The organism is Nocardioides sp., assembly GCF_050699375.1.
Classification (GTDB): domain Bacteria; phylum Actinomycetota; class Actinomycetes; order Propionibacteriales; family Nocardioidaceae; genus Nocardioides.
In genome coordinates, this window is record NZ_JBOHDN010000201.1 from 1 (window position 1) to 24407 (window position 24407).

A 24407-nucleotide genomic window follows, 5' to 3' on the forward strand; every position below is an offset into this window, starting at 1 on the left:
GCCCCACGTGGGGCAGAGCCGCTTCGAACTGACCTGGGTGAGGCTCAGGCCTTGGACTTTCCTGTGACACCGGAGGCAACGACCACCAGAACGGCGGCGGTCACGACCTGCCAGATGTGACGCCACCAGTCGATGCCGTTGGTCGCGTTGTCCCAGGTCGCCGCGTGACCGTCGAACGAGGCGTTGTTCTGACCGAAGATGAACCAGTAGATGAAGCTGCCGATCAGCATGCCGCCGATACCGCAGACAATCGTCAGCCAGAACGGGATGTTGTCCTTGTCGCCCGGCGCGAGGAACTTGCCGAGGGCCCCGATGATTACGCCACCGATGAGGGTGACGAGAATGGTCCCAATCATGCCTTATCCCTTCAGGTTGTGATTGGCGCCATGAATGCGCCTATATCTCGATCTTGCACCTGTTGGGACGACTTTGCACGGGCAACATGGCCCAAACCCGGAAAGTGGTTCCGGAATCGGGCCATCCTGGCCGTCTCAGCCGGCGAATCCGACCTTGCCGGTCTTGGCCGGACCGAGCTCGACGTAGGCGAGCTTCTCGGTCGGGACGATGACCTTGCGGCCCTTGTTGTCGGTCAATGCGAGCACAGCGCCGCCACCGAGGGCGTCGGAGACGAGCTTCTCCACTGCCTCGCTGGACTCTTCGGTCTCTACGACGAGCTCACGGGCGGCCTGCTGGACGCCGATCTTGACCTCCACGAGGTCCTCCTTGCGATGGGTCGATCAATGCTTCGGAATCCTCTCACAGGAGAGGTGATGAACCTCGCCGTTGCGCTCTCAGCGGAACGACGAGCAGATGAGCCGACGGGCTCAGTCGGTCTTCGGGTAACCCCGGATGCCGCGCCAGGCGAGCCCGGCGACCAGGCGTGCGGCGTCGGCCTGCGACAGGCCGCCGTTGTCGTGGAGCCAGTAGCGCGCGCTGACCTGGGCCTGGCCGACCAGACCGACGGCGAGGAGGTGGGAGGCCGCGGCCGGGAAGCCGGTGTCCTCGGCGATGACCTCGGCGACCGCCTCGGCGCACACGGTGGTGACCCGGTCGACCTGCTCGCGCACGGCGGGGTCGTTGTTCAGGTCGGACTCGAAGACGAGCCGGAAGGCGCCGGTCTCCGAGGCCACGTAGTCGTAGAAGGCCTCGACGGCACGGGCCACGCGCTCCTTGTTCTCGTCGGTCGACTCAAGGGCGGCGCGGCAGCGGTCGATCATGTCGTTGCTGGACTTCTCCAGCAGCGCCAGATAGAGATCGAGCTTGCCTGGGAAGTGCTGATAGAGAACGGGCTTCGAGACGCCGGCCCTCTCGGCGATGTCGTCCATCGCGGCGGCGTGGAAGCCGTAGGCGACGAAGACTTCGAGAGCGGAGTCGAGAAGCTGGGCTCGTCGCTCCGTCCGGGGCAGACGCGCCCCGCGCGGACGAGTGGGGTCGAGCTCGGATTGGTGCGTGGTCACCCCCGCAGCCTACCCGCTGGTACTCGGATCGCGGGACGCGTCGTTACCTTGCCCGCAGATGAGGGAACATGGAGATGTGCCTGCGGTGTTCAAGTAGGCATACGTACGTCCGAACTGAGGAGCCGTTGTGTCCCTAGCCCCGCTCGTGGAGCCCGCTGACGAGCTGACGATCGATGAGGTGCGCCGCTACAGCCGCCACCTGATCATCCCCGACGTCGGCATGGACGGGCAGAAGCGCCTGAAGAACGCGAAGGTGCTGGTCATCGGCGCCGGCGGCCTCGGCTCGCCCGCGCTGCTCTACCTGGCCGCGGCCGGCGTCGGCACGCTGGGCATCGTCGAGTTCGACGAGGTCGACGAGTCCAACCTGCAGCGCCAGATCATCCACAAGCAGTCGACCGTGGGCAAGGCCAAGGCCGACTCCGCCGCCGAGGCGATCAAGGAGGTGAACCCGTACGTCAACATCGTGCTGCACAACGTGCGGCTCGACAACGACAACGTGCGCGAGATCTTCAGCGGCTACGACCTGATCGTCGACGGTACCGACAACTTCGCCACCCGCTACATGGTCAACGACGCGGCGTACTTCCTCGGGATCCCCTACGTGTGGGGCTCGATCTACCGCTTCGACGGCCAGGCGTCGGTGTTCGCGCCGACCATCGGCGAGGACGCGCCCTGCTACCGCTGCCTCTACCCGGAGCCCCCGCCCCCGGGCATGGTCCCCAGCTGCGCCGAGGGCGGCGTGCTCGGTGTGCTGTGCGCGAGCGTCGGCTCGATCCAGGTCAACGAGGCGATCAAGATGCTGACCGGCATCGGTGAGCCGCTGGTCGGCAGGCTGATGATCTACGACGCACTGGAGATGGAGTACCGCAAGCTGAAGGTCCGCAAGGACCCCAACTGCGCGCTGTGCGGCGAGAACCCGACCGTCACCGACCTGATCGACTACGACGCGTTCTGCGGTGCGGTCTCCACCGAGGCCGCCGACGCCGCGGCCGGCTCGACGATCGCGGTGACCCAGCTCGCCGACATGATCAAGGAGCGTGACGAGGGCAACCGCGACTTCGTGCTCATCGATGTGCGCGAGCCCAACGAGTACGAGATCAACAAGATCCCGGGTGCGGTCCTGATCCCCAAGGGCGAGTTCCTCAACGGGAACGCGATCCCGCAGGTCGCCGAGCTCACCGGGGACGGCGCCAAGCCGCTGGTGTTCCACTGCAAGAGCGGTGTGCGCAGCGCCGAGGTGCTGGCGATCGCGAAGGGCGCCGGCTACGGCGACGCGGTCCACGTCGGCGGTGGCGTGGTGGCCTGGGTCAACCAGATCGACCCGAGCCAGCCGTCGTACTGATCCGCCCGCCTCGGGGGTCATCTCGACGGCTCGATACGCCGTTCGACGAGCTCGACCACCGAGTTACTGAACTGTTGGCCAGCGGTGGCCCCACTGGGGCCGCCGCTGGCTTTATCTGTGTCAGGCGTAGCCGATAGTTTGACCGCGCAGCTGCGGGGGGCGGAGTTGCACCAATGCACGAACCTCGGAGGATTCGACGTTGTCCACACGCGCTCGTCTCAGCGCGACGCTCGCCGGTGCCAGCCTGGCCGGCGGTCTGCTTCTCGGTGCCCCTGCCCATGCGACCGAGGAGGCCCCCGAGCCGGCCTCGGGTGCCGCGGTCAGCACGACGATCGACCCCCAGAGACTGGAGTCGAACGTCGCCGACCCGACCGAGGGCGTACCTCCCTCCTATGTCTTCGCCGGGGTCGGCGCGCTGCTGATGGGTGCGGGCGTCACCATGGCCGTCCGCCGCAGACGGGCTGAGGCTGTGGCACGCTCGGCCGAGTGACCCACGGCTACGACCACTACGAGCCCCCGCGGCGGCCCAGGCGTCAACCCAGCCTGAAGACGCTCGCCGGGGAGGTCCTCGTCGTCGTCCTGGTGGTTGCGGTCGCGGTCCTCGGGTATGCCGCGTACGACTACTACGCCAAGATCGACAAGGCGCAGGCCGGCTCGACCCCGCCCGGGACGACGTCCTCGATCCCGGCGGAGGCGCTGGCCGAGGTGCCGAAGAAGAAGGGCAAGGTACGCGGCGTCTCCATCCCCACGCTCAACGTGCACGCCGACGTGGTGCCGCTGGCGATGGAGAGCGGCACCCTCACCCCGCCCGCCGACGCTGCCCTCATGGGCTGGTGGAAGGGCGGTGCGAAGCCCGGGTCGGACGAGGGCTCGGTGCTGATCGTCGGGCACACCCTGCACAACGGCGGTGGTGTCCTCGACCGCCTGGGCGAGGTCGACGAGGGCCAGAAGATCACCGTTCGGACCAAGAAGGACGAGTTCAGCTATACGGTCCGCTCCATGCGTGACCTCACCAAGGACCAGGTCGCCAAGCGCAGCGCCAAGCTCTTCGACCCCGACGGTGAGGCTCGTCTGGTCGTGGTGACCTGCGACGACTGGGACGGCACCTCGTTCCAGGGCAACACCGTGGTGGTCGCCGTCCCGGACGAATAAGAGATCGCGCAGGTACGGCCGCCTGCTACGCGCCGCCACCTGCGCGATCGCTAAACCTGATCCCAGTTGGTGAACAACTCGTAACCTCGGCCCACCGGCCATCGTTGAGTGTGAGTCACGTCACCGATGAACTGAGGCACCCCACATGCTCCGCACCCGTCGCTCCGTCCGCCGCGCTGCAGCCATTGCCGCCAGCGCCCTGACTGCCGCTCTCGTGCCGGCTCTGATTCCGTCCGCTGCTCACGCGTGGGCTCCTGCTGACACTGCCCAGATCGCCCCGGGCGTGCAGATGTACACCAACGGTGCCCAGTGCACCTCCAACTTCGTCTTCACCGACTCCGCGTCGAACGTCTACGTCGGCTACGCCGCCCACTGTGCGGGTCTCGGCGAGGCCACCGACACCAACGGCTGCGCGGCCAAGTCGCTCCCGCTGGGCACGCCGGTGACCTTCAACGAGGGTGGCTCGCTGCTGAGCGAGGGCACCGTCGTCGGCAAGGGGGCACTCGCGTACTCCTCATGGGACACCATGCAGAAGCGCGGCACCAAGGACCCCGACACCTGTGCCTACAACGACTTCGCACTGGTCAAGGTGAGCGCCGGTGACAAGGGCAAGGTCAACCCGAGCGTGCCGATCTGGGGCGGCCCCACGGGCATCGACACCGATGGCACCGCCGCTGGTGACCAGGTCTACTCCTACGGCAACTCCTCGATCCGTGCCGACCTGGACGCGCTCTCGCCGAAGGTCGGGTTCTCGCTCGGCGACGACGTCAACGGCACCCGCTGGTCGCACCCGCTCTACAACGTCACCCCCGGCATCCCCGGTGACTCCGGCTCCGGCTTCCTGAGCGCCGACGGCAAGGCCGTCGGAACCCTGTCGACCCTGGGCCTCGCCCCGCTCGCGGGCTCCAACAACATCGGCGACATGGACCTCGAGCTGGAGTACGCCCAGGCGCACTCGGGCATCTCCGGTCTGCGTCTGGTCGAGGGCACCGAGCCGTTCTCTGGCTCCCCCCTCTGATCCACGACCCTGCGATTCGCGACGCGGGAGTTCCAGAGTCACCCAGTGACTCCGGGGCTCCCGCGTCGTAGGTTCAAGTAATGACCGACCGGGAGGCGTATGTGGAGGCTGTGCTCAGTCTTGTCGAGCGGGTTCCACGCGGGCAGGTGACGACGTACGGCGCGATCGCCGATGCCCTCTTCGACGAGTTCGGAGGCGGGCCGCGGCAGGTCGGCTCGGTGATGGCGCGAGACGGCGCCGGGATGCCGTGGTGGCGTGTGGTGCGGGCCGACGGCTCGCTGCCCGCCTCCCACGGCGACGAGGCTCGGCAGGCCTATCTGGAGGAGGGCACCCCGCGGCGCATCTCAGGGGCAGTGGACCTGCGCGCGGCGATGTGGCTGCCGCCTACGATGTCCGGGTGATGTATCGCGCCCTCCACGCCGTCGTGCCGCCCCTTCTGCGAACCATCTTGCGACCGACGGTGACCGGGGCCGAGAACGTCCCGCGCACCGGCGGTGTGATCCTGGCCAGCAACCACCTCAGCTTCGCCGACTCGATCGTGATCCCGTCGGTCTCGCCCCGGCGGGTGCACTTCCTGGCCAAGTCGGACTACTTCACCGGCACCGGGATCAAGGGCGCGGCCCAGAAGGCGTGGTTCGAGGGGATGGGGATGCTGCCGGTCGACCGCGACGACCCGCAGGCCGCGCTCGGCTCGCTGGAGGTGGCGCTGGAGGTCCTCGGCGAGGGTGAGGCGTTCGGGATCTACCCCGAGGGCACCCGTTCGCGTGATGGGCGGCTCTATCGAGGACGTACGGGCGTGGCGCACCTGGCTCTGACCGCCGGCGTGCCCGTGGTGCCGGTGGGTCTGCGGGGGACCGCGGAGCTCCAGCCGGTGGGCTCGAACCTGCCCCGCCTGGCCAAGATCTCGGTCGCGTTCGGACAGCCGATCGAGGTGGCCGGCCGCTTCGACGGCGTACCTCTCGGCAAGGCCCGCCGGGTCATCACCGACGAGGTCATGGAGTCGATCGCCGCGCTGAGCGGCCAGGAGGCCGCCGGCGTCTACAACGAGCGGCCCGCCGAAGCCTGAGCAGCTATTGCGCCAGGCCGAGAAGGGGCGCACTCTGGAAGGTGACGGAGCAACATCAGAGGGCTAGCAGCCGAGGTGAGGCAGATGGCCACCACGACCGTGTTGCAGGACGAGCTGCGACACAAGCACGACGAGCTTGCTGGACGCCTGGCCCACGCTCGGACGATCATCGCCAGGCCGGAGCAGACCCGCCGGGGCTGCCCACCGATCGACCGGTTCAACGCCGGGACCGCTCGCCACCTGCATGCGGTGGACGAGGTGCTCCTTCCGGCGGTCTCCGCTCATTGCGAGGGCGGCGCCGGCCTGGTCCATGACTATCTCCCCGCCGCGCGGCACCTGGAGGTGCTGCTCTTCCATGTGAAGGCGCACGAGTACGGCTCCACCTGGGAGACCACCCACGATTGGCCGACGCTGTGGGGCGAGGTCGAGGAGGCGCTCGACGCCCAGGAGGAGCAGGAGGACAGGCTGGTCTCGCGGCTCGCCGAGGAGGCCTCCGACGACGAGCTCCTCCTGGTCGCGGAACGGATGTCGGCCGCGGATCGCAAGGCACCCTCGCGCCCACATCCCCACCTCCCGCACACCGGGCTGCCCGGAAAGGTCGTACGCCGCGTGGCCCGGCCCCTCGACGCCGTCTGGGACGCGGTCGAGAGCCGCGACAGCGGCCGCCCCAAGCCGGCTCCGCACAAGAAGCCGGGGCTGCTCTGGCAGTACCTGCTCGGCGACCCGCGCTTCCCCGACGATCCCGCCAACGAGACCCGGCACAATGAGCCGGGTGACCGCTGACTCCATCACCTCCGCACTTGACCTCGCCCCGCATCCCGAGGGCGGCTCGTTCCGGCAGACCTGGGCCGCCGCCGAGACCGTCACGCTGCCCGACGGCCGGGTGCGTCCGACCGCGACGTTGATCTACTTCCGGCTCCTGGCCGGCGAGTCGTCGGCCTGGCACCGGGTGCGCTCCGACGAGATCTGGCTGGCGCACACCGGTGTCGTGTCCCTGCAGCTCGGCGGGGCCGACGCGACGCCGGTCGAGGGCGAGACCGTGACCGTCGGGGTGGACCTCGGCGCCGGCCAGGTGCCGCAGGCCGTCGTGCCGGCGGGGGTGTGGCAGCGTACGGTCCCCTCCTCGATGGACGCGCTCGTCTCCTGCCTGGTCTCTCCCGGGTTCGACTTCGACGACTTCGAGCTGGCCGCGGAGTAGCCGCCGTGGAGTACGCATTCGAAGGAGCCGTGATCGAGTGGCGCGGGCCGGCGCCGTTCTACTACGTGCCCATGCCTGTCGAGGACGCCGAGGACCTCAAGGAGGACGCGCGGGGGCTGGAGTACTGGGGCCAGGTCGCCGTCACCGCGACCATCGGGGCGACCACGTTCACGACCGCGCTCTTTCCCAAGAACGGCACCTATCTCCTTCCGCTGAAGGTCGTCGTCCGTAAGGCGGAGGGGATCGGTCTGGACGATGTCGTCGCGGTGAGCATGCGACTCGGTCATTGAAACTGTGTCGATCTCGACCCGCTTCGCGGCTTCGCAGGCTCAGCCGCTGCGCTCGCTCGATCCCCTCGCGTTTGCCCGCCGCAAGCGCCGGGCAAGGCTCGGATGTCGGCGCCGTCTGATTGGGTAGTCCCGTGAGTCTCGCCTACCGCCTTGCCCCGCCGCCGAGCGCCGCGAGCGTGCCGGTGCTCGACGAGCACCAGCGGTCGGTCGTGGAGCACGGCGACGGGCCGCTGCTGGTGCTTGCCGGGCCTGGGACGGGCAAGACGACCACGCTGGTCGAGGCGGTGGTCGACCGGATCGAGAACCGCGGCGTACGCCCCGATCAGCTGTTGGCGCTGACCTTCTCGCGCAAGGCCGCCGAGCAGCTACGGGACCGGGTGACGGCACGGCTGGGTCGCACGCTGTCCGGGGCGGTCTCTTCGACGTTCCACTCCTTCGCCTACGGGCTGGTGCGGCGCTTCGCTCCGGCCGAGCTCTACGCCGCGCCGTTGACTCTGCTCTCCGCGCCCGAGGCCGACGTGGTGCTGCAGGAGCTGCTGGCCGACAGCCCGGAGTCGGTCAGGTGGCCGGAGCGGTTCCGGATGGCTGTCGGGACGCGCGGGTTCGCGCGCGAGGTGCAGACCGTGATCGCGCGGGCACGCGAGCGCGGGCTCGACCCCGACCAGCTGGTGAGGCTGGGGCACGACGAGGGCATCGCGGAGTTCGTCGCGGCCGGCTGGTTCCTGGAGCAGTATCTCGACGTGCTCGGCGCCCAGTCCGCCATCGACTATCCCGACCTGATCATGCGCGGCGTGATCGAGGCCGAGCGGCACTCGGCCGAGCTCCGTGCCGAGTATGCCTGCGTCTTCGTGGACGAGTATCAGGACACCGACCCCAGCCAGGTCGCGCTCCTGCAGGCACTGGCCGGGGACGGCCGCGACCTGATCGTCGTCGGCGACCCGGACCAGTCGATCTACGGTTTCCGGGGCGCGGACGTCAACGGTATCCTCGACTTCCCCGCACAGTTCCCGACCCGTGAGCGGCGGCACGCGCCGGTGGTGGCGCTGGGGACGACCCGCCGGTTCGGGTCGCGGCTGCTGCGGGCGTCCCGGTCGATCGCGGCGGGGATCTCGGTGCGCGGGGCGATCCCGGTCGCGGCCTACGACACGTTCCGAAACCCGCATCCGCTGGCCGAGGACCCGGGGCGGGCCGAGGTGCTCACCTTCGACACCGACCGGGCCGAGACCGAGCACATCGCCGACCTGCTCCGCCGGGCCCATCTCGAGGACGGCATCGACTGGTCCGACATGGCCGTGCTGGTGCGCTCGGGCCGCACCTCGATCCCGCAGCTGCGGCGGTCGCTGTCCGCGGCCGGGGTGCCGGTCGAGGTCGCCTCCGACGAGACGCCGCTGGTGCGCGAGCCGGCCGCCGCCGTGCTCCTCGACGCGCTCGGGGTCGTCGTCGACGCCGATGTCGAGTCGGATCTCGATGAGCGTTACGTACGCCCGGAGCGGTGCGCGGACCTGCTCACCGGGCCGCTCGGCGGGCTGGACGCCACCGACGTCCGCGCGCTCACTCGCACGTTGCGGGCTCGCTTTCCGGAGGTCGCCGCGCCCGATCTCGTACGTCGCGCCGTCCTCGATCCCACGTCGGTCGAGGCGGTGAGCGAAGCGAGCGGTGTCGAGGCCGACACCGTCCCATCGAGCGACGGAGGGGGCCGTGCTGGCCCCGACGCGGATGCGCGCGTACCTCACGAATCCGGCTCGACCAGCGGCGCGGGCTCGACGGGCGGCGGCGAGGGGCGGGTGCTGGGGCGCGTACGTCGCCTTGCGGAGCTGCTCGCCAGCGGCCGGGCCGCTCTGAAGGAGGGCGCCGGGGCCGAGCAGGTGCTGTGGACGCTGTGGGACGGCGCCGACTGGGGACAGCGGCTGCGGACGCAGGTGGAGTCGGGTGGCGCCGCCGCGCGCCTGGCTCACCGCGACCTGGACGCGATCGTGGCGCTCTTCGACACCGCCGCCAAGATCGAGGGCCGGCAGGAGTTCACGTCGGTGGAGACCTTCCTGGCCACGCTCCGCGCTCAGGAGATCCCGGCCGACACCCTGGCCGACAAGGGGGTGCGCGGGTCGGCGGTGCGACTGCTCACCGCGCACCGGTCCAAGGGGCTGGAGTGGGGCCTCGTGGTCGTCGCACACGTCCAGGAGGGCGCCTGGCCGGACCTGCGCCGCCGCGACTCGCTCCTCGGCCCCGACCGGATCGCCCCGGCGATGCCCGACGGTCACCACGGCGGTCTGCTGCCGCCGCTGACCCGCACGGCGATGCTCGCCGAGGAGCGTCGGCTCTTCTACGTGGCCGCCACCCGTGCCCGCTCCCGGCTCGTCGTGACCGCGGTGAAGTCACCCGACGACGACGGCGACCAGCCGTCGAGATTCATCAACGAGCTGGGTCTGCGCGACGACCAGATCCGCCACCGGATCGGCCGGCCGGATCGGCCGCTGTCGTTGGCCGGCCTGGTCGCCGAGCTTCGCCGGACCGCGGCGGATCCCGCCCAGCCCGACGGGTTGCGCCAGGCGGCCGCGAGAAGACTGCAGAAGCTGGCCGTCACCGAGGTCCGCGGCAAGAGGGTCGCGGCCGCCGCGGACCCCTCGACGTGGTGGGGGCTGCGAGCCCCGACGTACGCCTCGGTCCCGGTCCGCGCCGAGGACCGCCCGATCACGCTCAGTGCGTCGGCCCTGGAGGCGATCCTGACCTGTCCCGCGCAGTGGTTCCTGGCCCGCGAGGCCGGTGGCGCGGTCACCGACTCGTCCTCTCAGGGATTCGGCAAGGTGGTGCACGCGATCGCCGAGCAGCTGGCCCGGGGCGACCTCGACGCGGCCAGCGTCGAGGACCTGATGCCGTTCGTGGACGAGGTCTGGGGGCGCCTCGAGTTCCGTACGCCCTGGTCGGCTGCCCGCGAGCGAGAGGCCGTCCAGGAGGTGCTGGGCAGGTTCCTGACCTGGCACCGGCGCCCCGGCGCGCGCACCGTGATCGGGTTCGAGGAGCAGCTGACCGCCAAGGTCGAGCTGCCCAGCGGGGAGACGGTGCGACTCAATGGCTACGCGGACCGGTTGGAGCTCGATGAGAGCGGCCGAGTCGTGGTGGTCGACCTGAAGACGGGCAAGTATCCGCCGACCGCTCAGGAGGTGCGTGAGCACGGCCAGCTCGGGCTCTACCAGCTGGCCGTCGAGCACGGCGCTGCCTCCGACCTGGCGCCCGAAGCGACCGCCGGGGGAGCGGAGCTGATCCAGCTGCGTCATCCCGCGGGTTCGGGGAGCGAGCTGCCGAAGGTGCAGGTGCAGGCGCCCGAGCCGCCGGAGATCATCTCTCAGCTGGAGAAGGCGGTGGCGACGGTCCGGGCCGAGGACTTCGTCGCCAGGCCCGGCAAGCAGTGCGACCGGTGTCTGTTCGTCGCGCTCTGCCCTACGCAGACCTCGGGATCGGTGCTGTCATGAACTCTGTCGTCAACCCAGGCCCGAACGCTGTTATGAGCGTTGGCACCCCTGAGGAGCTCGCCAAGCTGATGGGCCACGACTGGCTCTACAGCGAGGAGCAGTTCCGGGCGATCACCGCGCCGCTGGAGCCGGCTGTGGTCATCGCCGGGGCCGGCTCCGGCAAGACGGCGGTCATGGCCGCCCGGGTCGTCTGGCTGGTTGCCACCGGCCGCGTGCTGCCCGGCGAGGTGCTGGGCCTGACCTTCACCACGAAGGCGACCGCCGAGCTGGCGACCAGGATCCGGGAGTCGCTGCAGAAGGCGGGGCTGTGGCCCGAACGCCGCGCGGGTCCGCCGCAGCCCGGCGCGGACCCGGCGGAGGAGGAGCCGACCGAGCCGACCGTGTCGACCTACCACTCCTACGCCTCCAGCCTGCTCTCCGAGCACGGCCTGCGGATCGGCCACGAGCCCGACACCCGGCTGATCGCCGACGCCACCCGCTATCAGCTGGCCGCCCGGGCCGTGGCCCGGCACACGAACCCGGTCGAGAAGCTGACCGACTACCCGAAGCTGGCCGTGCAGCAGCTGCTCGCTCTCGACGCCGAGCTCTCCGAGCACCTCGTCGACCCCACCACGCTGCGTGCCTACGACCGCAACGAGCGATCCCTGTTCGCGCTCGAGGCGGCCGATCTGAAGGCGCAGCTCGCCGACGGGAAGCGCGTCAAGACAAAGCTGGGCAAGGTCGAGAAGGCGATCGACGCGATCGACAAGCGCTATGAGCTGCTCGACCTGGTCGACGGCTACCGGCGCCTCAAGGACCGGCTCGGGCTGATGGACTTCTCCGACCAGATCGCGCTGGCCGCTCGGCTCGCCGTGGAGACCCCCGAGGTCGGCGAGATCGAGCGTGGGAAGTTCAAGGTGGTGCTGCTCGACGAATACCAGGACACCTCCGTGGCCCAGGCGCAGATGCTCGCCCGGCTCTTCGGCGACGGTCACCCGGTCACCGCGGTCGGCGACCCCAACCAGGCGATCTACGGCTGGCGGGGGGCCTCGGTGAGCAACATCCTCGAGTTCTCCAGGGACTTTCCTCCGAAGGCGGGCTCGGCCATCGACGACGGCCGGACCCATGCGTACTCGTTGACGGTCAACCGCCGCTCCGACGCCCGCATCCTCGACACAGCCAACCATCTGGCCGCCCAGCTCTACGAGGGACGCGAGCACGAGCGCCTGGTCGCTGCCGAGGGTGCCCAGGACGGCGAGGTGCGGGTGCACGTTCACGAGACGTACGACGAGGAGCTGCTCTGGCTCGCCGACCAGGTGATCGAGGCTCACGAGGCGGTCGGGGAGTGGAGGGAGATCGGCGTACTGACCAGGGACAACACGCAGGCGGCGGCCGTCTTCGACGCGCTCACCGCGCGCGAGATCCCGGTCGAGATCGTCGGCCTGAAGGGGCTGCTCAGGCTGCCGGAGGTGGCCGAGGTCGTGGCCACCATGGAGCTGCTCCACGACGTCACCGCCAACGCCGCCCTGCTCACCCTGCTCGCCGGACCCCGCTGGGCGATCGGACCCCGCGACCTGGCCATCCTGGGCCGCCGGTCGCGCGACCTGGCCGGCGTCGTCGGCGGTGCGGAGGAGTTCGCGGACATCGAGCGACAGCTCGAGGCGGCCGTCGAGGGCACCGACCCCACCGAGATCCCCTCGCTCAACGACGCCTTGGAGGATCCCGGCGACCAGGACTACGACTACTCGCCGTCGGCCAGGGACCGCTTCAAGCTCCTCAGCGAGGAGCTCCGGGGGCTGCGGCGCGCGGTCAACGAGCCACTCCTCGACCTGGTCCGCCGGATCATCGACGTCACCGGCATCGACGTAGAGCTGGCCGCCTCGGTCTCCCCGGCCGCCTCGGCCAGACGCGACAACCTCGACCTCTTCGTCCAGGCGGTCGCCGAGTTCGAGGGTCTCGACGGCCAGGTCACCCTGGCCGCGCTGTTGGCCTATCTGGAGGCCGAGGACGAGTACGGCCAAGGTCTCGACGTCGCCACCCCGTCGGAAGCCGACTCGGTCAAGCTGCTCACCGTCCACCGCGCCAAAGGACTGGAGTGGGACGTCGTCTTCCTGGTCGGGGTGACCCACAAGAAGTTCCCCACCGGTCAGACGCGCTCGTCGTGGCTGACCGTTCCCTCGGTCATGCCCGCCGCGCTCCGCGGTGACCGTGATGACCTGCCGCAGCTCCTCGGTCACGACGCCGACTCGATCGACGCGCTGCTGGCTGAGCGCAAGGAGCACGAACAGGTGGAGGAGCTGCGCCTGGCGTACGTCGCCTGGACCCGGGCACGGCACGTGCAGTTCGTCTCGTGCTGGCGCTGGTCACCATCGATCAAGGAGGGGCGTGGGCCGTCCGCCTATGTGGAGAAGACCCGCGAGGCGCTGCTGCAATGGGGAGCGAGGCCCGAACGCTGGGCCGAGGTCGTGCCCAAGAAGACGGGACCCAAGGAAACGGGACCCAAGAAAACGGGACCCAAGAAAACGGGAACAGCGGGCGAGGAGGAGAATCCGTACGCCTCCCAGGAGGTCGACCTGCCATGGCCGATCAACCATCACACCCACGAGGTGGAGCGCCGCCTGGAGGCGGCCAAGCTGGTCAGGGAGGCATCACCGGGGCCTGATGACCTCGACGACCTCACCCTGCTCGAGCAGGTGAACCAATGGGACGAGGAGATCGAGCGACTGCTCACCGAGGCCGAGCGTGAGCGCGCGCCCGAGGTGGTCGTTCCACTGCCGTCCTCGATGTCCGCCACGGCGATGTCGAGGCTGCGTGACGACCCGCTCGGATTCGCGGCGGACCTGGTGCGCCCGATGCCACGCAAGCCCTCATCCCAGGCCCGCTTCGGCACCCGGTTCCACGCCTGGGTGGAGGCCCGGTTCGGGCAGCAGGATCTCTTCGATCCCGACGATCTGCCCGGCCGCGCCGACCACGGCATCGAGGACGAGTCCGGTCTCGAGGAGGTCATCGCCGCCTTCGAGCAGGGTCCGTTCGCCGACCGTCCGCCGTACCGCGTCGAGGCCGCCTTCGCGATCGTCCTCGCAGGTCAGGTCGTGCGTGGGCGGGTCGATGCGGTCTATCAGGAACCCGACGGGAGCTTCTTGATCGTGGACTGGAAGACCAACCAGACCCAGAACGCCGACCCGCTCCAGCTCGCCCTCTACCGGCTTGGGTGGGCGGAGCTGACGGGGGTGCCGTTGTCGCAGGTCAGGGCGGCCTTCTGCTACGTACGCTCTGGCCGGCTCGTCGAGCCGTCCGGGCTTCCGGGACGGGCGGAGCTGGAGCGGATCGTGGGCGGGGGGCGCTGACGCCTTTGGGCGGCCGGATGGGGTGGTCGGCGGGCGAAATTTTTCGCCCGCCCCGGGAGCATCCCTGGTGGGAGTGGGGCGGCGCGGCGAACGAATTTTCGTTCGGCGCAGGGACCGCCCTCTCGCCTGGCGGCCTCTGATGTGGGTGTGCAACGGCGATCAGAGGGACAGCTACTTGACCGTCCGCGCAACCTCCGGCAGCTCACCAGACTCGCGCAGCGAGTCGAGCAGGTCGCCGGGGAGGATCCAGACGGTGGCGAGCGGGAACGGGCGATCGCGCAGCATCACCGCGCCGGTGACGTAGGCCGGCTCACCGTTCGGGCAGGAGAAGACGATGTCGTCGCCCCACTCCCACTGGCGCTTGACGATCGTGGGCAGCATCCACCACATCAGCCAGTTTCGCTCGGCGTTCATCGACGAGCGGCGGCGTGGGCAGTTGTTGTCGTAGGCGACGACCGCGTCGGGGTGCTCGGCGAGGATCGAGCGGAGCTCGCCGATGACCGGGGTGTCGCGGTTGAAGTGGTCGTGGAACTCGTCCGAGGCGGTGTCGGCGACCACCGAAGCGGTGGTTCCCAGCACGAGGATGAGCGCGGTGACGACCACCGAGCGCACCCGGTCGGCCGTCAGTGAGCCCAGCCGTGAGCCCAGCCGCGAACCCAGCCGCGGGAGCGCGGCGAGCAGCGTCCAGACCACCAGCGGAACCAACGCGCACAGGGTCGCGATCAGCCAGAAGCGGTTCTCGTTGGTGAAGGACGGGATCGGCCCGGGCTGCGGGAACTCTCCGTCCGGAAGCGTCCACCACCACGGGATCGCGCCCGGGATGTGCGCCGGTGTGGTGTACGCCCAGGTGGGAGCGTCGGGTGCGACGACGAGAATGGTCACCAGCGAGATCCCGGCGACGAGGACCCAGGACCAGACGAGGACCGCCCGGGAGCGTACGGCCTGGATCGCCGCGCAGACACCGGCCAGCACGAGGACCGCGAAGACCGGGTCGATGTAGCGCCCGTAGATCCAGTAGTCGAAGCGTCGCCACTCCATGGTGAACAGGGAGTACTCGTTGCCCCAGTTCAGGCAGCTGAGCACGTACATCGACCCCGCCGCGATCAGCACGAACCCGGCCGGCCCCACCTGCCGCGAGCGGAGCTCCTTCCAGAAGAGCGCGAACACGACCACGAGGCCGACGACCACGACGCCGAAGCTGCCGACCAGCTGCGTCCAGGCCTCACCCGCGAAGGTGTCGACCCAGAAGCGTGGGTTGGCCGCGGCGACCTTGTCGAAGAAGTCCTCCGCCTGGAGGAACTTCCACGGCACCAGCTGCGCGTGGAACCACAGCGCCGCCTTGTTGGCCATCACGGCCAGCACGCCGGTGGCGACCAGCCCGGCGAGGAAGACCAGAGCGATCCGCCACCTGCGGGCCAGGAGGCTGTGGACGAGGAGGCAGACCAGCCACAGCGCCACCGCGGCGACGAAGACCTGCATCCGGGCGTGGGAGAACAGCGAGAGACCGGTGAGCAGGCTGAGCAGGAGTACGCCGCGGTAGGTGGGCTTCGTGTAGAGCCGGAACGCCACCAGGGTCGCCACGACGACGAGCAGCGTGATGAGGCGCTCGGAGAGGATGTAGTCGGCCTGGACCGCTCGGGGCGGCAACGCCATCACGATGGCGCCCGCGACCACGCCCTGCGCGGGTGTGACGCCGCAGAGACGTACAGCCACTCGGGCCAGCGGCCAGATCGTGATCATGGCGATCGCCAGGCCGACGACGATCGCGAGCTTGTAGAACGTGAACACGTTCGAGGTGACCAGCCACAGCGGCGCCAGCAGCACGCCCCAGCCGGGGTAGTAGCCGGGTGTGTTCAGCTGTGGTGCGTCGAGCCCGAGGACGGTCCGGCCGTGGATGACGGTTCCGATCTCGTCGTACATGAACGAGAGGCTGGATCCCCAGGCGATGTAGATGTTGACCGCGAGAGCGACCATGACGGAGACGACAGCGGCGATGCGCCAGAACCGGACCACGCGCGGAACATATACCGAACCTCCTAGGCTCTGTCGGGTGGACTCTCCGAATCTGCCCATCCATCAGCGACTCATCCAAGATCCGCACGACCGCACCGGCCACCTACGCACCGACGACGCCTGGGTGAAGAAGGCCTGGGCGGAGGAGAGCACGAGGGTCCTCGTGGTCGCCGGCAACAGGGTCGAGCCCTCCGGCGACTCCGGGGTGAGATGGCGTACGCCCTCCACGTCCCCCGAGGGGATCAGGCTGCTCCTCGGCGACAGCCCCGAAGGGGCCCGGTTCGCGGTCCTCACCGGACAGGAGGAAGCCGGCGAGGGCTGGCTCGACCTGCGCGGGCTCTTCCCGACGATGTTGGCCGACACGACCGAGGCGAGTCTCCTGATGCACGCGATCGGCCTGGCCGAGTGGCATCGGGCGACCCGGTTCTGCACGCGGTGCGGCGGCAGTCTCGAACCACGCGCTGCCGGCCACGAGCTGGCCTGCGCGGAAGGCCACCTGACCTTCCCGCGCACCGACCCGGCGGTGATCATGCTGGTGACGACGGGCGATCCCGGGACCGACGAGGAGCGTTGCCTGCTCGGCAACCACACCCGCTGGCCCGCGCCCTACTTCTCCACCCTCGCCGGGTTCGTGGAGCCGGGGGAGTCACTGGAGGACGCGGTCCGTCGTGAGGTCGCCGAGGAGGTCGGCGTACGTGTCGGGCAGGTCGACTACTTCGGCAACCAGCCCTGGCCGCTTCCGGCGAGCCTGATGCTCGGGTACTTCGCTCGCGCGGAGACGACCGAGGTCCGCTGCGACGAGGACGAGATCCGCGAGGCGCGCTGGTTCACCCGCGCCGACCTCGCCTCGGTGGCCGAGTCGGGTGAGGTGCTGCTGCCCAGCGGCGTCTCGATCAGCCGCTCGCTGGTCGAGGCCTGGTACGGCGGCGAGCTGCCCGGGTCGTGGTGAGCCGGCGCCCGGGGATCAGCGCGCCCGGATCAAGCAGAGAGCTCGGCGAGCTTCGCCTTGACCTGGGCGAGCGACGGGTTGGTCATCGCGGTGCCGTCGGAGTAGACGAGGGTCGGGACGGTCTGGTTGCCGCCGTTTGCCTTCTCGACGATCTGGGCGGCCTCGGGGATCTGCTCGATGTCGACCTCGTCGAAGGTGATGCCCTCACGGCCGAGCTGCCCCTTGAGCCGCTTGCAGTAACCGCACCAAGGCGTGGAGTACATCGTGAAGGTGCTCATCTGGCTCTCTCTCATGGGACTGTCGGCGCTGACCAATAGTGTTGGCTCGCAAGGCCTAACGTTCCCACGCCCAGGAGCCATTCCCAGTTGAACCCTGTCCTTCCTATGACCCCAGAGTCCCTCCTCGACGCCCTCGACCCCGAGCAACGACGGGTGGCCGAGGCGCTGCGCGGTCCGGTGCGGGTGCTGGCGGGCGCGGGGACGGGCAAGACCCGGGCGATCACGCATCGGATCGCCTACGGCGTCGCCACGGGCCTCTACGCGCCTCAGGAGGTCCTCGCGGTCACCTTCACCACCAGGGCGGCAGGGGAGATGCGGCATCGGCTGCGAGCGATGGGCGCGGGGGCGGTCCAGGCGCGGACCTTCCACTCCGCCGCGCTGCGGCAGCTGCGCTTCTTCTGGCCCAAGGTCTACGGCACCGAGCTGCCGAACCTGACCCAGTCGAAGCTCCCGCTGATCATCGCCGCCGCGCGCCGGCAGCGGATCGACGTCGACCAGGCCCAGCTGCGTGACCTCGCCTCGGAGATCGAGTGGTCGAAGGTCTCCAACGTCCACCCCGACGACTACCCGAAGGCGGCACAGGCGCGCGGCCGGGAGGTCGGCGGGCTGACCCCGGCGATGGTGGGGCATGTCTACGGGGCGTACGAGGACGTCAAGCGCACCCAGGGGCGCATGGACATGGAGGACGTGCTGCTGTTGACCGCCGGGCTCCTCGAGCACGACGAGCGGGTCGCGGCGCAGGTGCGGCGGCAGTACAAGTGGTTCACGGTCGACGAGTTCCAGGACGTCTCGCCGCTGCAGTCAGCACTGCTCGATCTGTGGCTGGGCGGACGCAACGAGATCTGCGTCGTCGGCGACCCGGCCCAGACGATCTACACCTTCGCCGGTGCCGATGCCGCCTACCTGCGGGACTTCCCGAAGAAGCATCCCGGCGCCACCTCGGTCGAGCTGGTCCGCAACTACCGCTCCTCGCCGCAGGTGGTGAAGGCGGCCAACAAGATCCTGGAAGGTACGCCGAGCGCCGGTGTCCAGCTGCAGGCGCAGCGCGACTCCGGGCCTGCCGTCGAGCACACCGAGCAGCCCGACGAGGTCGCCGAGGCCGAGGGCGTCGCCGCGGAGATCCTGCGCCTGCACCAGTCCGGCAAGCCTCACTCGGAGATGGCGATCCTGTTCCGGATCAACGCCCAGTCGGAGGCCTACGAGGACGCCCTCACCGCCCGCCGGATCCCTTATGTCGTACGCGGCGCAGCCCGGTTCTTCGACCGGCCCGAGGTCCGCGAGGCGGTGACCCGGATCCGGGGCGCGGCGCGAGGCGGCCAAGGGGAGACGGTCGGTGACGAGCTGCTGGAGTCGGTGCACGGGATCCTGGCCGGCATGGGCTGGACCTCGGAGCCTCCCGAGGGCCGTGGCCAGACCCGCGACCGCTGGGAGTCGTGGCAGGCGCTGATCGACCAGGCGCGCACCTTCGCCGCGGCGGGCGGGGATCTCGCCGGGCTGATCGCCGAGCTCGACCGCAGGGCGGCCGAGCAGCACGCACCGGTGCCCTCGGGCGTGACCCTGGCGACCTTCCATGCCGCCAAGGGGCTGGAGTGGGACTCGGTGTTCCTGGTGGGGCTCCAGGACGGCACCATGCCGTTCATCCTGCGTGGCGAGGAGCCCACGCCGGCCGAGATCGAGGAGGAGCGACGTTTACTCTACGTCGGGCTCACCCGGGCACGAGTGGACCTGAGCCTGTCGTGGGCGCTGGCTCGTCAGCCCGGTCAGTCCGCGCGGCGACGTCCGTCGCGGTTCCTCGACCCGCTGCGGCCGGCGCGATCCTCGGCGCCGACCCGGCGCCCGGGCTCCGGCAAGGCGCGGATGTGCAAGGCCTGCGGCGGACCGCTCGGCTCGGCCTCCGAGAAGCGGCTGGGACGCCACGAGGGCTGCGACGCCCCCTATGACGAGGAGCTCTACGGCCGGCTGAAGCAGTGGCGCAAGGAGACTGCCGAGGCCCTCCGCAAGCCGGTGTTCGTCGTCTTCACCGACGCCACCCTCGAGCAGATCGCCGAGCAGAAGCCCGGCACGCTCCAGGATCTGCAGCGCATCAGCGGTATCGGTCGCAGCAAGGTGGAGACGTACGGCTCGGAAGTCCTTGACGTCATCACCGCGAGCCTCTGAAAAGGCTTCACCAAAATTCCTGGAAATCAACAGGTTTAATCGTTTGCGGCAGACCTGCCCGGCCGGTTACTGTTCTTTCATCAAGTAAAGCCGCGCGCTCATCGAGCGCGCCCGATAGCCCCGAAGGAGGTGGCCCCAGTGACGATCAACACGATCAAGACGCCGATCAATGGCATCGCCATGTCCGCGTGCGGCCACCCCGAGCTGTCGAGCCCGACCTGGGCTACCCCGGCTACCGGTGCCTTTATCGGCGCCGGTTACGGCATGCGCGTCGAGCAGGGACTCGTGTCCCCGCAGGCGGATGCCATCAAGGTCAAGTCCCACGGGATTCGAGCCTGGAGTTGTTCGACTACGTAGAACCACGTAGTCACAGCAGCCTCCAGGCCGCGGAACCCGAAACCCGGGATCCGCGGCCTTTCTGTTTCTCAAAACCCGCGATCAGTCACAAAGGAGGTGAAAATATGACCAGCATTCTCGAGCCATCGGTGGTCGAGCCTGTCGAGACCAAGCTCGGTGTTCTACACGACCGGGCCAACCGGTTCGACGAGGAGCTGCTTCCCTGCCGGGCCAACAACCCCGAGCTGTGGTTCGCCGAGTCCCCTGCCGACGTCGAGTTCGCCAAGACCCTGTGCCAGGCCTGCCCGGTGCAGAGCCTGTGCCTCGACGGGGCTGTCGACCGGCGTGAGCCCTGGGGCGTCTGGGGCGGTCAGCTGTTCCTGCAGGGGAAGGTGATCCCTCGCAAGCGGCCCCGCGGCAGACCCCGCAAGGACGCTGCCTGAGCAGGCGTTCCAGCACCACCAAGCCGATTCAACGACGAAAGGCAACAGCCATGAACACGATCTCGACGACCACGGGCCTCGCCCGCTGACCGCCTAGGAAGACCAACCATGAACACTGATCGAGTACGGAGCACTCAGATGAACTTGCTTTACGAAGACCTGGCGCGCGCGCAAATGTCCGCGCGCCTGGGAGAGGCGCGTGAACTGCGACGAGGACATGCCCTCGTCAAGGCCGCTCGTCTTGGCCGCAAGGCCGAGCGGGCCGCCGTCCAGGCGAAGCTGGCTCTTGCCCGCGCGCTGTAAGAAGAAGCGCGGGCAAGACAGCCCGCTACGCACCGCCCGCGCGACCTCTATGACCTCACCCCTCTGATCGCGGGTGTGGAAGATGACCGGCCAGTCCGAGAAACCCTCGGACTGGCCGGTCCTATGTCAGAGCGCGATCAGAGGTCGGCGGCGATGATCCTCTCGATGTTTCTCTCCGCGAGCGCGGTGATCGTGACGAAGGGATTGACGCTCGTGTTTCCAGGAATGAGCGCACCGTCGATGACGTAGAGCCCCTGATAACCGTGCAGTCGGCCGTAGTTGTCGGTCGCCTTGTTCAAGATGGCGCCGCCCAGCGGGTGATAGGTCAGGTGGTCGCCCCAGATCTTGTTGGTACCGAAGAGATCGGTCCGGTAGATCGTCCCCTCCGTCCTGTTGATCTTGTCGAAGATGGTCTTGGCCATGTTGATCGAGTCCTGCTTCCACGCGGTCTGCCACGACAGGTCGACGTTCCCGCTGGCCGGGTTGTAGGTGAACGCCGCCCGGCGCTGGGTCTTGGTGATCGCGAGATAGAACGAGGCGAAGGTCTCGAGCCCGGCGGGCAGGGGCGCGACCTCGGCGAAGGCGCCGCCGGCGTCCCAGTTGTCGATGCCCGAGCAGGGGATCGTCGACTGCACGTCGCCGGTCGCGTCCCACACGTGGTTGGCGCGTCCGACCATGACGTTGCCGTTGTCACCCCAGCCCTGGCCGACATCGCTGTTCAGGGCCGGCAGTGCGCCGGTCGCCTTCATCTTCACCAGCAGCTTGCTGGTGCCGACGCTGCCGGCGGCGAAGAAGACCTTGCCCGCGTTGACCGTCTTCGTGGCTACGGTGTCGCCGGCCGTGTTGATCTCCTCGAGGACGACGTCGTACCCACCGGCCGCGGAGGGCCGGACCGAGGTCGCTCGGTGCAGAGGAGAGATCGCGACCTTCCCGGTCGCGGTGGCCTGGGCGAGATAGGTCTTCGGCAGCGTCCTCTTGCCGTAGTTGTTGCCGTAGAGGATCTCCTGGGCGAGCGCCGACTTCGGGACGCTGCCGTTGTCCTCGGCCTCCATGTAGTCCCAGTCGTAGACGTCCGGGACGAACGTCCAGCCGAACCCCGACCGCTCGGCGTGCTTCCGTCCCACCCTCGAGTACTGGTAGTACGACGTACGCTCGAACCAGTCCGGATCGACCTGGCCGACGCCGAGGGCGGCATTGGCCCGCGGATAGTAGGTGGCGTACATCTCCTCGGCGCCCACCGACGGCAGGACGTCGGCGAAGTTCTCGCGCTTCGGGGTGACGGCCATGCCACCGTTGACCAGCGAGCCGCCGCCGACGCCGCGTCCCTGATAGACGCTGATCCCGGCGAAGTCCTCGGCGTCGAGGATGCCGGCGAACTTCGGTACGTCCTTGTCGATCGGAAAGCCGAGGAAGTTGCTGATCGGTGCCTTGGTCCGAGTGCGCATCCAGAAGGAGCGGTAGTCGGGACTCGTCACCTTGGGATGGATCTTGCCGTCGGGACCGGGCGCGGCCGTGGCCCAGTCCTGACCCATCTCGACCATGTGGACGTCGACCCCTGCCTGGGCCAGCCGAAGGGCGGCCACCGAGCCGCCATATCCGGTGCCGATGACCAGCACGGGCACCTGCGCGCCGTTGCCGATCGACGACGACTTGGCGGCTGCCCACGTCGGGCTGGTTCCGAATGCTCCTCCCAGCATCCCGGCCCCAGCCAGCGAACCCGCGCCGAGCATGAACCCTCGGCGTGACAGGCCTCGCGACCTGTCCTCTCGTGGTGTGTTGCTCATGATGACCTCCCTTTCCATCACTGATTGCTAGAACATGTTCTAGTATGCCGGTGGGGGTGTCACGGATTTCACGCATTCACGCAAACCGACAGGACAAACCGACAAGGGAGGTCGCATGGTCACCGCATGTGTATGGGGCACGGGCAACATCGGTCGACTCGCCATCCGGGCGGTCGATGCACATCCGCGACTCGAGCTGACGAGCGTGCTCGTCCACGACCCCGAGAAGGTCGGCCGTGACGCCGGCGACCTCGGGGAGATCGGACGCAGCCTCGGGGTCGCCGCCACCGACGACATCGACTCGGTCCTCGCAGCGCGCCCGCAGGCGGTGGTGTACGCCGCGTCCGGGGACGTCCGCCCGGACGAAGCGCTGGCAGACATCGTGCGGGCGCTGGAGGCGGGGGCCGTGGTCGTCACGCCTGCCCTCTACGCGCTCTATGACCAGCGCAACGCGCCACCAGAGATGCGCGAACCGGTGCTGGCCGCGATCGCGTCGGACGGCGGATCGCTATTCGTGTCCGGTGTCGACCCCGGGTGGGCGAACGACACGTTGCCGCTGCTGGTCAGCGGCCTGGGCAGCGAGGTGGACGTCGTCCGGTGCCAGGAGATCTTCGACTACTCGACCTATGACCAGCCGGACTCCGTCCGCTATCTCGTCGGGATGGGGCAGCCGATGGACTATGACGCTCCGATGCTCGCCGAGACCGTGCCGACGATGGTCTGGGGCGGTCAGGTCCGGCTGCTCGCCCGGGCCCTCGAGGTCGAGCTCGACGAGATCCGGGAGACCGTCGAGCGACTGCCGCTGGACGCCACCGTGACAACCTCGTCGATGGGCGACTTCGAGAAGGGCACCCAGGGTGCGGTGCGCTTCGAGGTCCAGGGGATCGTCGGCGGCGAGCCGCTCATCGTCATCGAGCACGTCACCCGAATCCATCCGTCCTGCGCCCCGCACTGGCCGACGCCACCGGACGGGGACGGTGCTCACCGGGTGATCATCGAGGGCGACCCGCGGATCGAGGTGACGGTCGAGGCGACCGATCGGACCGGCAACCGGGCCGCGGGCGGCAACGCCACCGCGGTCGGCCGTCTCGTCGGCGCGATCGAGTGGCTCATCGACGCGCCGCCCGGTCTCTATGACGCGTTGGACGTCCCGGTCCGTCCCGCGACGGGCAAGCTCGGCGCCGCCAGGCTTGCCGGAGCCACGAAGACCGATGTCACCGAAGGAGCGTCCGCATGATCGTCGATGTCCCCGATGGGCGAGACCCGATCGAGTACGTATGGGGACGGATGGTCCCCGGGATCGGCCCGGCGGCCGCCGGCCTCTCCCTCGCCGTCTACGAGCACACCACGCTCGGTCTCCGAGAGTTCGAGGCCGCCAGGCTGCGGATCGCGCAGATCAACGGCTGCGTCTTCTGCCTCGACTGGCGCACCGAGCGAGACGGCCAGAAGGTGGAGGAGTCGTTCGCGGACGCGGTGACCGACTGGCGCACCACCGACGCGTTCGACGAGCGCACCCGGCTCGCCGCCGAGTTCGCCGAGCGCTATGCCCTCGACCACCACGGCATCGACCAGGACTTCTGGGATCGCATGTCCGCCGTCTACGCCGATGCCGAGATCGTCGAGCTGAGCATGTGCCTCGGCTCCTGGCTTGCGTTCGGCCGCCTCAACCACATCCTGGGACTCGATACGGCCTGCATGCTGCCCTCGATCACGAGCTGACGGGTCCGCCCGGCCCTGAATCTCACGGGCCGGGCGTGACCTTGTTCCAGATGTCGGGACGTTCCGGCCCAAGGGCCGGAATTAACGCCGCTCTCACGCCGAGGTGACG

At 69.2% G+C, this 24407-nt stretch carries 24 protein-coding genes; 18 read left to right on the forward strand and 6 right to left on the reverse strand.

What is annotated here, in order from left to right; genetic code table 11:
- Positions 1-44: 44 nt before the first annotated feature.
- The 3 genes from ACRDPS_RS14800 to ACRDPS_RS14810 form a co-directional block, all read right to left on the reverse strand.
- Entirely contained in the window at positions 45-356 is a 312-nt protein-coding gene (locus ACRDPS_RS14800) for a hypothetical protein (RefSeq protein WP_431502411.1), read from the reverse strand.
- 135 nt (positions 357-491) lie between these two features.
- Positions 492-713 (reverse strand): DUF3107 domain-containing protein, encoded by a 222-nt coding sequence (locus tag ACRDPS_RS14805; protein WP_431502412.1) that lies wholly within the window; start codon positions 711-713, stop codon positions 492-494.
- A 111-nt stretch (positions 714-824) separates the two neighbouring features.
- The gene (locus ACRDPS_RS14810) at positions 825-1457 is read right to left on the reverse strand and encodes a TetR/AcrR family transcriptional regulator (RefSeq protein ID WP_431502413.1); all 633 of its coding nucleotides are present in this window, start codon (positions 1455-1457) and stop codon (positions 825-827) included.
- Positions 1458-1584: 127 nt separating this feature from the next.
- On the opposite strand from ACRDPS_RS14810, the gene moeZ reads away from it, so the two are divergent.
- The 11 genes from moeZ to ACRDPS_RS14865 all read left to right on the forward strand — a co-directional run bounded on the left by moeZ (position 1585) and on the right by ACRDPS_RS14865 (position 14316).
- A complete protein-coding gene (gene moeZ, locus ACRDPS_RS14815) occupies positions 1585-2799 on the forward strand; it encodes an adenylyltransferase/sulfurtransferase MoeZ (protein ID WP_431502414.1) in 1215 nt (404 codons plus the stop codon).
- A 199-nt stretch (positions 2800-2998) separates the two neighbouring features.
- Positions 2999-3289: a hypothetical protein gene (locus ACRDPS_RS14820; protein WP_431502415.1), complete on the forward strand. Its 291-nt coding sequence runs from the start codon at positions 2999-3001 to the stop codon at positions 3287-3289.
- On the forward strand, positions 3286-3951 hold the full coding sequence (locus ACRDPS_RS14825) for a class F sortase (RefSeq protein WP_431502416.1): 666 nt from the start codon (positions 3286-3288) through the stop codon (positions 3949-3951). The genes ACRDPS_RS14820 and ACRDPS_RS14825 overlap by 4 nt, the downstream gene beginning before the upstream one ends.
- A 145-nt stretch (positions 3952-4096) precedes the next feature.
- Positions 4097-4969: a hypothetical protein gene (locus ACRDPS_RS14830; protein ID WP_431502417.1), complete on the forward strand. Its 873-nt coding sequence runs from the start codon at positions 4097-4099 to the stop codon at positions 4967-4969.
- Between the two features lie 80 nt (positions 4970-5049).
- The gene (locus tag ACRDPS_RS14835; protein ID WP_431502418.1) at positions 5050-5370 is read left to right on the forward strand and encodes an MGMT family protein; all 321 of its coding nucleotides are present in this window, start codon (positions 5050-5052) and stop codon (positions 5368-5370) included.
- Positions 5370-6035, forward strand: a complete 666-nt coding sequence (locus ACRDPS_RS14840) for a lysophospholipid acyltransferase family protein (RefSeq protein ID WP_431502441.1) — start codon at positions 5370-5372, stop codon at positions 6033-6035. Before ACRDPS_RS14835 ends, ACRDPS_RS14840 begins: the two co-directional genes overlap by 1 nt.
- Before the next feature lie 84 nt (positions 6036-6119).
- Positions 6120-6818: a hypothetical protein gene (locus ACRDPS_RS14845; protein ID WP_431502419.1), complete on the forward strand. Its 699-nt coding sequence runs from the start codon at positions 6120-6122 to the stop codon at positions 6816-6818.
- Positions 6799-7233 (forward strand): cupin domain-containing protein, encoded by a 435-nt coding sequence (locus tag ACRDPS_RS14850; RefSeq protein WP_431502420.1) that lies wholly within the window; start codon positions 6799-6801, stop codon positions 7231-7233. Before ACRDPS_RS14845 ends, ACRDPS_RS14850 begins: the two co-directional genes overlap by 20 nt.
- 5 nt (positions 7234-7238) lie before the next feature.
- Complete coding sequence (locus ACRDPS_RS14855; RefSeq protein ID WP_431502421.1) at positions 7239-7523, forward strand: DUF1905 domain-containing protein; 285 nt, start codon at positions 7239-7241, stop codon at positions 7521-7523.
- A 131-nt stretch (positions 7524-7654) separates the two neighbouring features.
- Complete coding sequence (locus tag ACRDPS_RS14860; RefSeq protein WP_431502422.1) at positions 7655-10990, forward strand: ATP-dependent helicase; 3336 nt, start codon at positions 7655-7657, stop codon at positions 10988-10990.
- A gap of 32 nt (positions 10991-11022) precedes the next feature.
- A complete protein-coding gene (locus ACRDPS_RS14865; RefSeq protein ID WP_431502423.1) occupies positions 11023-14316 on the forward strand; it encodes a UvrD-helicase domain-containing protein in 3294 nt (1097 codons plus the stop codon).
- Positions 14317-14487: 171 nt separating this feature from the next.
- Here ACRDPS_RS14865 and ACRDPS_RS14870 read toward each other — a convergent pair whose 3' ends face one another.
- Entirely contained in the window at positions 14488-16329 is a 1842-nt protein-coding gene (locus tag ACRDPS_RS14870; protein WP_431502424.1) for a hypothetical protein, read from the reverse strand.
- A 37-nt stretch (positions 16330-16366) separates the two neighbouring features.
- Between ACRDPS_RS14870 and nudC the strand changes: the two genes are divergently transcribed.
- Positions 16367-17278, forward strand: a complete 912-nt coding sequence (gene nudC, locus ACRDPS_RS14875; RefSeq protein ID WP_431502425.1) for an NAD(+) diphosphatase — start codon at positions 16367-16369, stop codon at positions 17276-17278.
- A 29-nt stretch (positions 17279-17307) separates the two neighbouring features.
- On the opposite strand, the gene ACRDPS_RS14880 is transcribed toward nudC, so the two are convergent.
- Entirely contained in the window at positions 17308-17556 is a 249-nt protein-coding gene (locus tag ACRDPS_RS14880; RefSeq protein WP_431502426.1) for a mycoredoxin, read from the reverse strand.
- Positions 17557-17661: 105 nt separating this feature from the next.
- On the opposite strand from ACRDPS_RS14880, the gene ACRDPS_RS14885 reads away from it, so the two are divergent.
- From ACRDPS_RS14885 to ACRDPS_RS14900, 4 genes are all read left to right on the forward strand, one after another.
- Complete coding sequence (locus tag ACRDPS_RS14885) at positions 17662-19713, forward strand: ATP-dependent DNA helicase UvrD2 (protein ID WP_431502427.1); 2052 nt, start codon at positions 17662-17664, stop codon at positions 19711-19713.
- A gap of 138 nt (positions 19714-19851) precedes the next feature.
- Positions 19852-20070, forward strand: coding sequence for a hypothetical protein (locus ACRDPS_RS14890; protein ID WP_431502428.1), 219 nt, complete (start codon positions 19852-19854; stop codon positions 20068-20070).
- Positions 20071-20174: 104 nt separating this feature from the next.
- Positions 20175-20492 (forward strand): WhiB family transcriptional regulator, encoded by a 318-nt coding sequence (locus ACRDPS_RS14895; protein WP_431502429.1) that lies wholly within the window; start codon positions 20175-20177, stop codon positions 20490-20492.
- A gap of 138 nt (positions 20493-20630) precedes the next feature.
- On the forward strand, positions 20631-20795 hold the full coding sequence (locus tag ACRDPS_RS14900; RefSeq protein ID WP_229788002.1) for a hypothetical protein: 165 nt from the start codon (positions 20631-20633) through the stop codon (positions 20793-20795).
- Positions 20796-20932: 137 nt separating this feature from the next.
- Here ACRDPS_RS14900 and ACRDPS_RS14905 read toward each other — a convergent pair whose 3' ends face one another.
- On the reverse strand, positions 20933-22579 hold the full coding sequence (locus tag ACRDPS_RS14905; protein ID WP_431502430.1) for a GMC oxidoreductase: 1647 nt from the start codon (positions 22577-22579) through the stop codon (positions 20933-20935).
- 115 nt (positions 22580-22694) lie between these two features.
- Here ACRDPS_RS14905 and ACRDPS_RS14910 point away from each other — a divergent pair, with 115 nt between their 5' ends.
- Entirely contained in the window at positions 22695-23816 is a 1122-nt protein-coding gene (locus ACRDPS_RS14910) for an NAD(P)H-dependent amine dehydrogenase family protein (protein WP_431502431.1), read from the forward strand.
- Complete coding sequence (locus ACRDPS_RS14915) at positions 23813-24298, forward strand: carboxymuconolactone decarboxylase family protein (protein ID WP_431502432.1); 486 nt, start codon at positions 23813-23815, stop codon at positions 24296-24298. Before ACRDPS_RS14910 ends, ACRDPS_RS14915 begins: the two co-directional genes overlap by 4 nt.
- Positions 24299-24407 lie beyond the last annotated feature (109 nt).